This window comes from Pseudochrobactrum asaccharolyticum, assembly GCF_003314995.1.
GTDB lineage: Bacteria > Pseudomonadota > Alphaproteobacteria > Rhizobiales > Rhizobiaceae > Pseudochrobactrum > Pseudochrobactrum asaccharolyticum.
In genome coordinates this window covers 627,911-641,676 of the sequence record NZ_QNRH01000003.1, presented here as the reverse complement: position 1 = coordinate 641,676, position 13,766 = coordinate 627,911, and the positions used below count along the sequence as shown (strand labels likewise).

At 48.7% G+C, this 13,766-nt stretch carries 13 protein-coding genes; 9 read left to right on the top strand and 4 right to left on the bottom strand.

Translation table 11 applies throughout. The features are described from left to right. From DFR47_RS11215 to ppk2, 4 genes are all read left to right on the top strand, one after another. On the top strand, positions 1-327 hold a 327-nt coding region (locus DFR47_RS11215), incomplete at its 5' end, for an autotransporter outer membrane beta-barrel domain-containing protein (RefSeq protein WP_113944474.1). Positions 328-519: 192 nt separating this feature from the next. Next, entirely contained in the window at positions 520-1,716 is a 1,197-nt protein-coding gene (locus DFR47_RS11210; RefSeq protein WP_113944473.1) for a tyrosine-type recombinase/integrase, read from the top strand. Between the two features lie 481 nt (positions 1,717-2,197). Next, on the top strand, positions 2,198-2,353 hold the full coding sequence (locus DFR47_RS21775) for a hypothetical protein (protein ID WP_170137484.1): 156 nt from the start codon (positions 2,198-2,200) through the stop codon (positions 2,351-2,353). A 456-nt stretch (positions 2,354-2,809) separates the two neighbouring features. Further along, positions 2,810-3,673 carry a polyphosphate kinase 2 gene (gene ppk2 / locus DFR47_RS11195; protein WP_113944471.1) on the top strand — a complete coding sequence of 288 codons (864 nt, stop codon included), beginning with the start codon at positions 2,810-2,812 and terminating at the stop codon, positions 3,671-3,673. Between the two features lie 51 nt (positions 3,674-3,724). Here the strand turns inward: ppk2 and DFR47_RS11190 are convergent, their stop codons facing one another. Next, positions 3,725-4,633 carry a LysR family transcriptional regulator gene (locus tag DFR47_RS11190; RefSeq protein ID WP_113944470.1) on the bottom strand — a complete coding sequence of 303 codons (909 nt, stop codon included), beginning with the start codon at positions 4,631-4,633 and terminating at the stop codon, positions 3,725-3,727. 149 nt (positions 4,634-4,782) lie between these two features. On the opposite strand from DFR47_RS11190, the gene DFR47_RS11185 reads away from it, so the two are divergent. Both DFR47_RS11185 and DFR47_RS11180 read left to right on the top strand, forming a co-directional pair. Further along, positions 4,783-5,607 carry an aldo/keto reductase gene (locus DFR47_RS11185; protein WP_113944469.1) on the top strand — a complete coding sequence of 275 codons (825 nt, stop codon included), beginning with the start codon at positions 4,783-4,785 and terminating at the stop codon, positions 5,605-5,607. A gap of 12 nt (positions 5,608-5,619) precedes the next feature. Further along, the gene (locus tag DFR47_RS11180; protein WP_113944468.1) at positions 5,620-6,837 is read left to right on the top strand and encodes an MFS transporter; all 1,218 of its coding nucleotides are present in this window, start codon (positions 5,620-5,622) and stop codon (positions 6,835-6,837) included. A gap of 186 nt (positions 6,838-7,023) precedes the next feature. Here the strand turns inward: DFR47_RS11180 and DFR47_RS11175 are convergent, their stop codons facing one another. Beyond that, positions 7,024-8,007: a 3'-5' exonuclease gene (locus DFR47_RS11175; protein ID WP_113944467.1), complete on the bottom strand. Its 984-nt coding sequence runs from the start codon at positions 8,005-8,007 to the stop codon at positions 7,024-7,026. 345 nt (positions 8,008-8,352) lie between these two features. Between DFR47_RS11175 and DFR47_RS11170 the strand changes: the two genes are divergently transcribed. From DFR47_RS11170 to DFR47_RS11160, 3 genes are all read left to right on the top strand, one after another. Continuing rightward, a complete protein-coding gene (locus DFR47_RS11170; protein WP_113944466.1) occupies positions 8,353-9,384 on the top strand; it encodes a DUF3829 domain-containing protein in 1,032 nt (343 codons plus the stop codon). A 94-nt stretch (positions 9,385-9,478) separates the two neighbouring features. Beyond that, complete coding sequence (locus DFR47_RS11165) at positions 9,479-9,994, top strand: L,D-transpeptidase family protein (RefSeq protein ID WP_113944465.1); 516 nt, start codon at positions 9,479-9,481, stop codon at positions 9,992-9,994. Between the two features lie 460 nt (positions 9,995-10,454). Further along, positions 10,455-11,753, top strand: a complete 1,299-nt coding sequence (locus tag DFR47_RS11160; protein ID WP_113944464.1) for an MFS transporter — start codon at positions 10,455-10,457, stop codon at positions 11,751-11,753. A 26-nt stretch (positions 11,754-11,779) separates the two neighbouring features. Here the strand turns inward: DFR47_RS11160 and DFR47_RS11155 are convergent, their stop codons facing one another. After that, complete coding sequence (locus DFR47_RS11155) at positions 11,780-12,544, bottom strand: hydroxypyruvate isomerase family protein (RefSeq protein WP_113944463.1); 765 nt, start codon at positions 12,542-12,544, stop codon at positions 11,780-11,782. A gap of 28 nt (positions 12,545-12,572) precedes the next feature. Further along, complete coding sequence (locus DFR47_RS11150; protein WP_113944462.1) at positions 12,573-13,718, bottom strand: alpha-hydroxy acid oxidase; 1,146 nt, start codon at positions 13,716-13,718, stop codon at positions 12,573-12,575. Positions 13,719-13,766: the final 48 nt, after the last annotated feature.

Genomic DNA, 13,766 nt, shown 5'->3' with positions numbered 1-13,766 from the left:
GCTGCCAATCTGCGCGGACGTCTTGGTGTCAGTCTGGACTATCAAAACTCATGGCAGAATGGCCAAGGCATGATGAACCGTTCTTATGTTTACGGTATTGCCAATCTCTATCATGAGTTTCTGGATGGTACTAAAGTTGATGTCAGCAATGTCAGTTTCTACAACAAAAGCGACCGCCTCTGGGCAGGTATCGGGCTTGGTGGCTCCTATAACTGGAGCGATGATAAATACTCGCTCTATGGCGAAGGATCAGTCAATTCCAGCCTGAAAAACTTCGGAGACAGCTACGCATACAAGGGCACAATCGGCTTCCGCGTGAAGTGGTAACAGATATTTCTATTAGAAACAGCAGGCGCTATTTAAAGCGCCTGTTTTTGCTCTTGCGTTGGATGGTGGGTAATCAAGAGGCCACAACCAGACGCTGTTAATTACGGGAATAAGATCAGTCCAATTCTGTCAGAATTGGATAAATTAACACCCTGTGTTGCATGCCGCACGTGTGTCCAATAACGTGTATTTATGGCTCTACGAAAACGAACATTACCGTCAGGGAAGAACGCTTGGCTCGCGGAATACCGCGATGGCGAAGGTAAGCGTAGATTTAAGCAATTCACGCGCAAAAAAGACGCCGATGAGTTTTTGCTGACTGTCCGGGGTGAGGTTCGTCATGGTACGCATGTTGCTGAATCTGAAAGTGTTACAGTGCAGAAGGCCGGAGAGTTATGGCTATCCGCCGTTGATGCACGGGGGCTTGAGCGCTCAACTGCAAATCAATATGCGCAACATGTGAATCTGCATATTTCTCCATTTATCGGAGCTACTAAGCTTTCAAAACTAAACATCGCTACGGTTAGAGCATTCGAAGATAATTTGCGCGATGAAGGTCGCTCTCCAGCAATGGTTCGAAAAATATTGGTGAGCCTCGGTTCATTGCTGGCAGATGCACAGGATCGAGGCTTAGTTGCACGCAATGTTGTGCGTGAAAAATCAAAAACTCGCAGCTCTGGTGTAGATCGCCGTATTGATAAGCGTAAAAAAGGAAAATTGAAGGTTGGAGTGGATATTCCGACTACAGCCGAGATACGCTCAATTGTCAGCGCACTTGAAGGTCGTTGGCGCCCTTTGTTTTTAGTCGCGATTTTTGCAGGGCTGCGAGCGTCCGAGCTAAGAGGCTTAAGATGGAATGATGTAGATCTCAAAAAAGGAGAAATACATGTCAGCCAACGAGCGGACCGGTTTAATGAAATAGGTGCTCCAAAGTCGGAGGCAGGCGAGCGTACAATTCCCGTGCCGCCAATCGTGGTTGATGCATTGAAAGCATGGAAAAAGGAATGTCCGCAAGGCGCACTGAATTTATGCTTTCCAACAGGAGCTGGAACCGTTGAAGGCTTAGCGAACATTCGTCGACGTGGTTGGGCGCCAACACAAATTAAAGCTGGCGTGACTATAAACACCGGCCAAACAGACGATGATGGGCAGCCTGTAGTCGAAGCAAAATACTCAGGCCTGCACAGCACACGGCATTTTTTTGCTTCTTGGCTCATAAACCGCAAAGAAGATGGCGGCCTTGGGATGCCACTAAAAGTAGTTCAATCACGTATGGGACATGCTACAATTAATGTCACTGCTGACGTATATGGACACCTGTTTCCATCTGACAATGCTTCAGATGAGTTAGCGATAGCGCAAAATGCATTGCTTGGAAGTGCAACATAGCGCAACAGAAATTATAAATTGTCTATATAAAACAATTGAATTAGGAAGATTGAAAATCCGCGTGTCGGCGGTTCAAATCCGTCTCCGGGCACCACTTTAATTCCTTGATTTCACTGTAAGATTTATTTGCCATTTGTGCTACACTCTTTCAGGTTTGACGTTATTTTCCTGTTGGTTTGACATCTCACGTTCGCGTCTGTTCCATTCCGCATCTAATTCGACGATTTTTTCTTCGTATAGCGGTCATCAAACTTCGTCTCCTTTGATTTTGGTTTTGAAGGTTTTGGTAATGTGATGAATATTCATCAGATGCGGAACAATAAATTGCATATTTAAGGCTTGTTAAGCTCAGGGTAGAAAAATCTGCTGTGCGAGGGATGTCCTTCTCACTAAAACGCGATCAGACAAAAAATGGGCTGTTTAATCAGAACTATTCTGCTAGTGCTCTCCGAAACAGATAACAGCATGGAATATTCAAAAAATGGATTGGGTTCCTATAGTCTTCGGTATTTTTAAGCTTGGGGTATTAGGCGTTTGCATGTTCTTCGCCATCAAGTGGCATTATGATAAAGACAAGGAAGAGGCGCAGAGAAAAAAAGAAGAAGCGCAGATGAATAGCGAAGCTAGCGGGCTGTAAGTGCCCGCTTCATCGCATCTAATTATGCGAGTCTAAGACTGCAAAGCCTGTACGGGGCGCGCTTGAGATGGCAGTGTTAATACCCGCAGCCACATCGGTGTTGATTTCGGCTTTTCATGAAATACCTGCGCCAAACATCAAATCGGGCCCGAATTTGGCCTTAGATATTATATGTGCAAACCGCCTGAGGCAGTGATTGTCTGACCTCATAAATCCTGCTTCTTCAAATGCCTGGGTAATTTCGATAATCACAAAAGACTGGTATCGATCCACGTGCGGTTGACGCCCATAAAATATAACTTGGATTCGTTGATCGACCTTAGCCGTAAGACGGTCTTTTTCTCTCAAAAACTCAGTGCTCATTGCATTATCCAATGCACTATAAAATGTATCTTTTCTCTTTACCCGTATGATAAACGATAAGTATCATATGCAGATCAACGAAAGGATCTTGCAGTGGGTGATAGTTCAAAACGTGCGAACAAGAAAAAGTTTGATATCGACGATCCGAAACTGCCAGACTGGATTGAAGAAGGTGCTCTGCAATCCGGCGGCTATCCTTATACATCCAAGATGAAATCGGATGAGTATCAGGAAACGCTGACTCGCTTACAGATTGAACTGGTTAAATTACAAAGCTGGCTGCAGAACAGCGGCGAGCGCGTGGTCACTATTTTTGAAGGTCGTGATGCTGCCGGAAAAGGCGGTACGATTTTTACCATGCGTGAATATATGAATCCGCGCACAGCTCGAAATGTTGCACTGACCAAACCGACCGAAACCGAACGCGGTCAATGGTATTTTCAGCGTTATGTTGCACACTTCCCGACAGCGGGCGAATTTATAACCTTTGACCGCTCCTGGTATAACCGTGCAGGTGTTGAGACCGTCATGGGCTTTTGTACACCTGCACAGCTGGAAACCTTTTTGGTTGAAACGCCGGATTTTGAGCGCATGATTGTAACGGATGGCATTCATCTGTTTAAATTCTGGCTCGATATCGGGCAGGAAATGCAATTGAAACGCTTCCATGAGCGCCGGCACAGTCCGCTGAAGCACTGGAAATTCTCGCCGATGGATGTGGCGGGCATTTCCCGTTGGGACGAATATTCGGCTGCGCTCAATGTGATGCTGGAACGCACAGACACCGGCTATGCGCCATGGACGATTATTCGCTCGAATGACAAGAGACGTGCACGTCTGGCGGCAATTCGTCGTATTCTTTTGACATTGCCTTATGAAGGACGCGATCTGGCTGCGATTGGGTCAGAAGATCAATCCATTATCGGTCGCGGCGCGGAGTTTCTGGCTTCAACGTAGAATAACTGACTGAGCGGATATGAAAAATAGCGCATTGATTATCCGCTCAGACTACAAAGGGGCATTGAGAAAGTTCTGCAATCTGGGAACAATAAAATCTAGGAATAGCCGGACACGCTGCGGCATGCGTTGCCCGCCCAGAAAAACAGCGTGGATTTCCTCTTCATCCGGCTCGATAATATCAGCCAGAACTTCGACAAGACGACCGGCGGCAATATCTGCCCGCACGTGATAGTCGCCCATGCGTGCGAGTCCGGTACCGGCAAGCGTCATCCGGCGCACCGTCTCACCATTATTGGCCAATAACGAGCCTTTCACAACACGATCTGTTATCCGACCACTCTCCTTAAGCGGCCAGACCGGTGCAGCGCGCCGGAAGTTGAAACCAATGCAATTATGCCGGGCGAGATCTTCAATAGTTTTAGGCGTGCCGCAGCGCTCCAAATAGGCAGGCGAGGCGACAATTTTGCGCCGTGCTACCCCGATACGCCGTGCAGTCATGCCGGAATCCGGCAATGTTGCCACCCGAAATGCAATATCGGTGCGCTCCAGATAGAGGTCGACAATTTCATCGGACAGAGAAAGATCAACGATAATATTCGGATAGGCCTCCCAAAAAGCAGGCAGCAGTGGTTCCAGCCCCAGCGCTCCCAAACCCACAGAAACATTGACCCGCACAACTCCGCTTGCTGTTGCTGCGCCTTGTGCAAGTTCCTGCTCAATCTGGTCTAAATCCTGCAGCAAGATCAGGCCACGCTCATAGTAGAACCGCCCTTCATTGGTCAGAGATAAACGGCGGGTCGAACGCTCAATCAGTCGCACGCCCAGTCGCGTTTCCATACGGGAGATCAATTTACTGATGGTTGACGGGGTCATCCGCAGCAGACGCGCGGCTTCTGAAAAACTACCCGTTTCCACCACGCGCAGGAAGACCTGCATTTCTCCGGTACGATTGTCCATTGAAGTCCTATTTGTGATTTCGTTTCACAGATGATGTGGAATTCGAGCTGATTATCAAGTCCCGACAGACACTTTATTTAAAGCTCAACACAAAACATTTGTGAACTGTGCGGACCGATCTGCCGGATCACATCATGAGGAATTATAATATGCAATTTGTTAAAACACATGGTGCCACTATTCCAGCGCTTGGGTTCGGCGTTTTTCGTATGTCCGATGCTGAAGTGGAAAGGGTTATACCGGCAGCACTGGAAGCCGGTTTCCGTCATTTTGATACAGCGCAGATTTACCAGAATGAAGCAGCATTGGGCAAAGCCCTGCAAACGGCTGGCGTCGCCAGAGATGACCTGTTTCTGACCACAAAAGTCTGGGTTGATAATTATGATATCAGCCGCTTCGCAGCATCAGTCGATGAAAGCCTCGATAAGCTGAAAACTGATCAGGTAGATTTGTTGCTCTTGCACTGGCCTGCTGATCAGGTGCCTGTCGCTGCACAGGTTGATATGCTCAATGCCGTGAAGGAAGCCGGTAAGACTAAATTTATCGGTGTTTCCAATTACAATATCGCACAAATGCAGGAAGCTATGACACGCTCTGCCGCGCCAATCATTACCAATCAGGTTGAACTGCATCCTTATATTTCTCAAAACAAGCTTTTAGCTGCAATAAATGACAGTGATATTGTAGCATCTGCTTATTATAGCATGGCAGACGGCGCCGTTCCTCAGGATCAACTCCTGCAGCAGATTGGTGTTAAGTACGACAAAAGCGCTGCTCAGGTCGGCCTGCGTTGGCTGGTGCAGCAAGGCTATATTGCACTTTCAAAAACAGCAAATCCCGCTCGTGTTGCTGAAAATATTGCAATCTTCGATTTTGCGCTTGATGCAAGTGATATGACAGCCATTGCCGGACTGGTACGTCCAAATGGTCGTCTGGTCAGCCCCGAAGGGCTGGCTCCGATCTGGGATGTCTAAGGAATTATCAATATGAATACACATATTCCGACGGGTGTTTCGACAGCCGCAGCAGCGCCTTCTGCCCGCTGGGCACTGTTCGCGCTTGCAATCGGTGCCTTCGGCATCGGAACCACAGAATTTTCACCGATGGGGTTGCTTCCGGTCATTGCTGAAGGCGTTGATGTCTCAATTCCTGCGGCGGGACTCTTGGTCAGTGCTTATGCAATCGGCGTCATGGCAGGCGCACCGGTTATGACGCTTGCTTTTAGCCGCTTCGGTAAACGCACAGCCCTGATTTTGCTGATGGCGATCTTCACCATTGGTAACCTGATGTCAGCATTGGCTCCGGGTTATTACACTTTACTGTTCGCGCGACTAGTAACCAGTCTGAACCACGGCGCATTTTTCGGGCTTGGTGCCGTCGTTGCAGCCAGTGTTGTGCCTAAAGAAAAACAAGCCAGTGCCGTAGCCGCTATGTTTATGGGGCTGACTATTGCCAATATCGGCGGCGTACCGACTGCGACATGGGTAGGTCAGCAGATCGGCTGGCGCATGGCTTTCGCCGGTACCGCTCTGATCGGGATTGTTGCTATTATGGCTTTGTATTTTGCTCTTCCGAAAGGTGAGCGGGGCACAATGCCAAATGTACGGCAGGAATTGCGGGTACTGACCCGTCCGGCCGTGTTGCTTGCTATGGCAACAACTGTAATGGGTGCAGGAGCGATGTTTACCCTTTATACTTATGTCGCCCCTGCATTGGAAACTCTGACCGGCGCATCCGGCCGCTTTGTGACTTTTGGACTGGCGTTGATTGGTGTCGGTTTTACTATTGGTAACTGGCTGGGTGGTCGTCTTGCGGACTGGTCTCTGGATGGTGCTACAAAGATTTTTCTGGCCGCTTTGGCCGTGATCATGTTTGTGCTGCCGTTTGCTTTCAGCACGCATACCGGAGCCGCACTTGGTCTGCTTTTCTGGGGGGCTGCGGCATTCGCTATTGTGCCGCCGGTTCAGATGCGTGTCATGCTGGCAGCTTCTGAGGCACCGGGTCTGGCATCTTCAATCAATGTGGGTGCATTCAACCTCGGTAATGCCGTGGGTGCAGCAATCGGTGCTGGCGTTATCAGTATGGGGCTGGGCTATGCCTTTGTGTCTTTTGCAGGCGGCATTCTGGCTGCTGCCGGATTGCTTATGGTTTTTGCCGGTCGCAAAACTGAAAGTGCAGCCACGCCCGTACTGCAAGAAGTGTAAGACAGTTGAATACTTCCCCCGCAATAGAGCATTTCACAGTCAAGTTGCATCAACTTGACGTCGGGATAATGCGATAAACTAAAAAACTAGAGCGAGCGCAGTGGGTACGATTAAACGCAACACGCTCTAGTTTAATTTATGCGGGGCAATGTGCAGAGGGTGAATAACGCCCAAGACAGAAGATTTTCAGGTTTTAAACCGGTCTGCCGCTGTCAGTTTGATTGCTAGCGGCTCAGCATCCTTCCAGGGGTAAATCTCTGTGCGCAGATAATGCAGCTCATCAGCATATTGCGCTTCATCAATCTCTGTCCACCATGCTTTAGGGCGCCCGTCGCTGCCGTCAGACCAGCGATAGCCTCGCTTTTTCAGGTGATCTTTCATATCAAACGGGCTGTTTTCCGCATAAATGCGTATCCGCGATTTACGACTGGATAGCAGGAGTTCTGTAAAAGGGATTGTTTTTGCAGCACCCGCAGGGCGGATGAGAACTTCCAGCAAAGCATGGCAATCGTCTGTTGCACGGTGTCCGTTATGAAACAGACCAGCCTGTCCAACCAGATAGCCCAATTTACTGCCTTCGAAACCAAGACCCGCCCATTGTATTTCTGCGACTGAACAGGCCCATGCCTTGGGCACAAAAACAGGCGATAGTTTTTCGCAGAAAGGTCTGTCAAAGCGGGCATTATGCGCAATAACAAGATCAGCCGGTTCGATCATGTTTTCCAGTGTTTTTAAGTCCAGCACCTGTCCGCGAACCATCTCATCGGTAATTCCCGTAATGCGCGTGATCTCTGCAGGGATCGGAATGGTAGGCTGTTGCAAGCCGTTAAAGACCCCGACAACATCTCCCACAGCACCATCATCATTATAGGTAAAGGCAACAACGCCGACCTCAATAACCTGATCACTTTTATGATCAAGGCCGGTTGTTTCCGTATCAATCAACACGGCCAGCTTGTCGAATTTACTTTCCGCTCTGCTGATAACCGGGCGCGGGATTAGTCTGCGCAATATCCGAAAATTTCCGGTCTTTTCTAACTGCTGCGCCAGTGCTTCTTCAGTTTCCGGTTTTTGCTTGGACTTTTGAACTGCAATAACAGGAGCTGGGGCTTGAACTACAGGCTCCGGCTGGCTCTCAAACATATCAAACTGGCGAGGGGTCGAATTCATGCGTCAGGCTTTCATATGGGACTTTTTACACGACAGAGTGTATCGGCTTATGATGAATTGATTAAAAGCTTATAGATTAGGGAGCTGTGTCTCAACAGCGTTTTTGTTTTCGGCTCATCGGCTTGTGAGCCGGACTATCTGTTTTTGCGAAAGCGGCTCTTTACGGTGATGAATTTTTCCGGACAAGAAGTCGTAAACGTAGATACAATTATTTGTTTTGCCAAACAGTGGTGCAGAAATTCACCAAAAATACTATTAAGCAAGCCATCAGATTTGATGTTGTTTATTGAAAACTGACCTGTTGAGAGTATTCACTGGGGCAGAGGGATTATTGGGGGCTGAGATATGAATAATTTAACCCGTATAGTGATCTTAGGTGGTTTGGTCGCGATTGGCGGTGCCTATGCAGGCGGCGTTTTTAATCCGTGGCTACCGCAGGAAATGCAGGTGGGGCAATCTAAAGCCTCGGTTACAGGTGAGGGCGAGATCGCTTTGTTACCTGAAGATACCAAATTAGAAGAAAAGCTACAGCCGGTGATCGGTTGCTTGAATAATGTTGCGGCACCGCTCCGTCAGGGAATTGCCGGTTATAGCGAAGATTATCCGCATTTGCTTGAAAAGGCAGGCTCAACCCGCGGACCATGGCGCTTTAAACTGAAAGTCTATGAGCAGAATAATTCGATATCACGTGATTGCATCAAGGATTTAGGTGCAGCAATCAGTATGGCCCCTGCGGATGCAGAGCTGGACGGGCCTGCAAAAAGCTTTGCTGATACGCTGGAAGCATTAATTCCTTTGATGAACGATGCGGATATGTATTACAGCCGTAACGAGAATGTTGATGATAATATGACTAAAGGTAAAGTGCTGGATAGCCAGCTGGTACCTTTGTTTGAAACTTTCCTGGCTGCAGCAGACCAGCTGAATGACACGGTTGCACTGCGTAATTTCCAGTTGAGAGAACGCCGCCTTGTGGCCTTGGAGAAGGCCTATGGTAAGGACAATTTCTCCTGGCATATGCTCAATGTTTCATTGGCCAGCCGCATTGCTATGGATAAGATTATCGCGTTGTCTGATAAAGGAGACCTCAACACAGCTTCGATTGAAGGGGTCGAGCGCGATTATCAGACAGCGTTCGACAATGCAGATGCTTTTGCCAGGGCGCATTCGGATGTAAAAACCTCCGCTGGTAATTCGCCCGTATGGTTCTCACTTTCCGGTGACTTCAATAATTTCCTCGTGGAAATGAAAGAAATGCGCAGAGCTTTGGCGAAAAATCCTGACAAGAATGAAATGGATTTTATGGTCTCCAAACTTTTGAAAGAATACAACCATATGATCCGTAATTATAATATGATCGGTGCCACGCGTTCCTGATCAGACAGGGGGAGTGTATGCTTGCGTATTACTTCCCTCTGCCGCTACAAGTATAGCGCAAACATAACCCTGTTTTTGTTAAGAGGAAAAGACTGTGGATCTGGTGGTCAAACACATAGGCGATAATGTTTATCAGGCCGAATTTGGTGACAAAAAATGGCGTTGTGCAGTCGGTCCGAATGGTATCCGTTCAGACAGTTGTGAAGGCAGCGGTAAAAGTCCTGCCGGTCGCTGGCCGCTGCGTCAGTTATTCTATCGCGCAGACCGTACAGAAAAGCCGGTCAGCTACCTGAAATCCACGATCATTGCCGAGGATATGGGATGGTGCGATGCACCTTCTGATCCTGAATATAACAAGCTCGTTAAACTGCCATTTGCTGCCAGCCATGAGAAGATGTGGATGGATGCTGATGTCTATGATGTTGTTGTTGTGCTCGGGCACAACGACGACCCCGTCGTGTCAGGCGCAGGCAGCGCTATTTTTCTGCATATTGCCCGTCCTGAATATACGCCGACAGCAGGCTGTGCTGCTTTATCCAAAGAGGATTTGCTGGAGTTTCTGGCACTGGCCACGCCGGAAACGCATTTGCAGTTTGTTGAACAAGACTGACAACAAGCCCTTTTTGCTTTTAAAAATTTCACCCTTCTCAACGCATACCCTGTTGAGAAGGGTATTTTTTATTGCGACATATCTGAGACAGTGGCTTGCAACGGAAAGACCATACAATTCAGTACAAAACCTTGTTTCATTTTGAGTTTTTATTACAGGCTTGATGTCGCAAATCTTTCATAATGAGCGGGCATAAAAGCAGTGCTTGAAATTCAAAATGTAAGGTTTATAAGCCACGCCAGAATCATACTTCTGGTTCACCATTACTCGGTCCGACTTTACTGAGCCATTTTTATTGTGCGCTGATTAATTCCCCGCATATATCCGGTTTATTAGCAAAGCACCGCGTTTATTTGAAAAATTGTAACTTGATTTCTCCCGGGAGCGACAGGCCGCACTGACCGTTAAAAATGCGGGTGCCTTGTATCGGTTTCGGGTGTGTGCTTGCTTTGAGGTTCCCATGTCTGCGCAAGTTATTGCAATGATACTCGCTCCGCTGCTCGGATTGTTTATCGTCAGTATCGGCAATGGTTTTCTGTCGTCGCTGACAACTTTGCGGCTGGATACGGCAGGTGCTTCAGAAACCGTTATAGGTCTGGTTTCTTCGGCCTATTTTATTGGTCTCACACTTGGCGCTGTTTTCCACGACCGGTTAATCGCCCGTATCGGACATATCCGGGCTTATAGCAGCTTTGCTTCGTTGATTACGGTAAGCGTGTTGCTGCAAGGCATGTATTTCGATGTCTGGTTCTGGTTTGCATTACGCCTGCTCTATGGCTGGGCAGCGATCGGGGTCTTTCTGGTTATCGAAAGCTGGCTGTTGCTGGCATCAGATCCAAAGATGCGCGGACGCATTCTGGCGCTCTACATGATCGCGCTCTATGGCTCCGGTATGCTCGGGCAGATAGCGCTTGGTACTGTGGATGCATGGGGTGAGGGTGCGCCTTATATGGCTGCGGCTATTCTGGCATCCCTGTCTGTTCTGCCGATTGTGATCCTGCCTAAAGTTACACCTGTGGTAGAGCGGGTTGAAGCGCTGAAGCCCTTGGATTTGTTACGCATGACACCGAGTGGTGTGATTGGCTGTTTTGGCTCCGGTATTGCTATTGCTGCTATTTACGCATTGTTGCCGCTGTATCTTCAGCGTACCGGACGCGATATCAGCGAAGTCGGTACAATGATGGCCAGTGTTATTCTGGGTGCAATGGTTTTGCAATATCCGGTTGGCCGCTGGTCTGACCGCCAGGATCGCCGAATTGTCTTGATTACGATTGGGATTGCCTGTGTTCTGCTGTCTGCTTTTGTTATTACACTGCCGCAGTCATCACCATTCTTGATTGTGGTGTTCTTTCTTCTGGGCGGCGCTATTTTTGCGATCTATCCGGTTGCGGTCAGTTTTGCAGCGGACAGCACCTCGGCTGATGCGCTTGTGCGGATGATTCAGGGTTTATTGCTGATCAACTCTCTGGGCTCTGCCATCAGTCCGCTGATTATTTCTCCGGTTATGGCTGTGATGGGCCCCGTCGGGCTGTTCTGGGCATTGAGTGTCCTCAATATTCTGATGGTTGGCTTTTTCATCTGGAGACGTGGTGCACGACCGGAGTCCACACCGGCCGCGCCTTTTGCTCCGGCAACGCCTTATTCACCAATCGGCGCGGAATTGCGCGTCACGGATGAGATGATTCAGGGCGCAATTGAAAATGATAATACCGACGCAATCCATGTAGTATTGCCGGAACAAGAGACAGCAAAACAGTAAATTACGGTTGAACTTTAAAGCGTAAATTACAGCTCATTTTGATAAGGCTTAAGCCAGCCAAGACTGTCTTCTGTCGTACCGGTCGGACGGTATTCTGCTCCGACCGGTCGCTGCCAGCCGAGATCCCGCATATAAGAAAGAATAAAACGATAGTTGATTTCACCTGTGTCCGGACGACTGCGCTCCGGCACTGAAGCAATTTGCACATGGCCAATGAGCGGCAGCAATTTTTTGAAGTTGCAGCAAATATCACCGCCCGTAATTTGCTGATGATAGACATCAAACATCAGGCGTAGTTCCGGCAAATTGAGCTCACGGATAATCGCTTCTGCCTGCTTTGCACACTTGAGAAAGTATCCCGGAGCATCATAAGGATTAAGTGGCTCAATCAGAATGGTGATCTGGTGGGGGCGGGCTTTGAGGCAGGCATAGCGGAGATTTTCCAGATAGGTCTTATGAGCCTCATCTCCGCTCGTATTCCCTGCCATGACATGCACCGATGGTGTTTTGATTTTAACTGCATAGGCAATGGCTTCATCTATAGCCGCACGGGCATCCTGCACACGATCAGGCAGAGCAAGCAAACCATTTTCACCTGCATCACCACGTCTGGTATTTAAGCCCAGCATGGTCAGACCTGTGTCGGCCAGAGCTCTGGCAACGTCTTCGGCAGGTGTATTATAAGGCCAATGACACTCTACAGCATCAAAACCTGCGGCTTTGGCCTGACGGATTGCCTCCGGCAAAGGCAAATCATTCCACAAAAATCCGAGATTGGCGGAAAAACGCATAAAAACTCCGGCTTTTGATATTTATTAGTTAGCGGAAACGAAGATTATCGCGGGTCAGATCAGAAACTTTCCGTGCCCCCATCAGGCGCATATCCCGCAGTAGTTCTGCTTTGAGTTGGGACAATGCCCGCTCAATACCGGGCTGTCCGGCAGCGGCCAGAGCATAGAGATAAAACCGCCCGAGACCGACGGCCTTAGCCCCAAGAGACAGTGCCTTGAGAACATGGCTGCCGCGCTGGATACCACCGTCAATCATCACATCAATATCATTGCCGACATGCTGAATAACTTCATCAAGCTGATCGAAGCCACTGCGGGAACCGTCCAGCTGCCGTCCGCCATGATTGGACAGAACAATACCTTTACAGCCGATTTCGGCTGCTTTTCGGGCATCTGCAGCGCTCATCACACCCTTAAGACAGAATGTGCCGCCCCACTCTTCCTGCATCTGCGCCACATCATCCCAATTCATCGACGGATCAAGCATCTCGGTAAAATAACGCCCGATTGTGACCGTATCGCCCTTCATATCAATATGGGCATCAAGCTGCGGCAGGCTGAATTTCTCATGGGTCAGATAATTGATCCCCCATGCAGGCTTGGCCGCAAATTGCAGCATACCTTTGAGGGATAAACGAAACGGAATGGAAAAACCGGTTCGCAGATCACGCTCACGATTACCACCGGTAATACTGTCCACGGTGAGCATCATCACTTTGATACCGCTTTCCCGTGCTTTCTGCATCATCGCGCGGTTGAGGCCGCGGTCTTTATGAAAGTAGAACTGATAGACCTGCGGCGTTTTATGTTTCTTTGCCAGTTCTTCCATCGACACAGTACCGAGTGAAGAACAGCCGAACATAGTGCCGAATTTTTCTGCGGCGGCGGCCGTAGCGCGCTCGCCCTGATGATGGAATAAGCGCTGTAATGCCGTCGGTGAGAGATAAACCGGTAAGTCCAGTTTCACGCCCATGGTCTCAACAGACAGATCAACATCATCAACGCCGCGCAGAATATTGGGCACCAGATCACAGGTTTCAAAAGCTGTGCTATTGCGGCGTAATGTGACCTCATCATCTGCGCCACCATCAATATAATTGAAAATAGGTTGCGGCAGTCGTTTCTGTGCCAGACGTCTGAAGTCGTGAAAATTATGGCAATCGGTTAATCGCATAGCGCCGCCCTTACTTAAGTACAGACCGGACGCCACATGAAAAGAGAG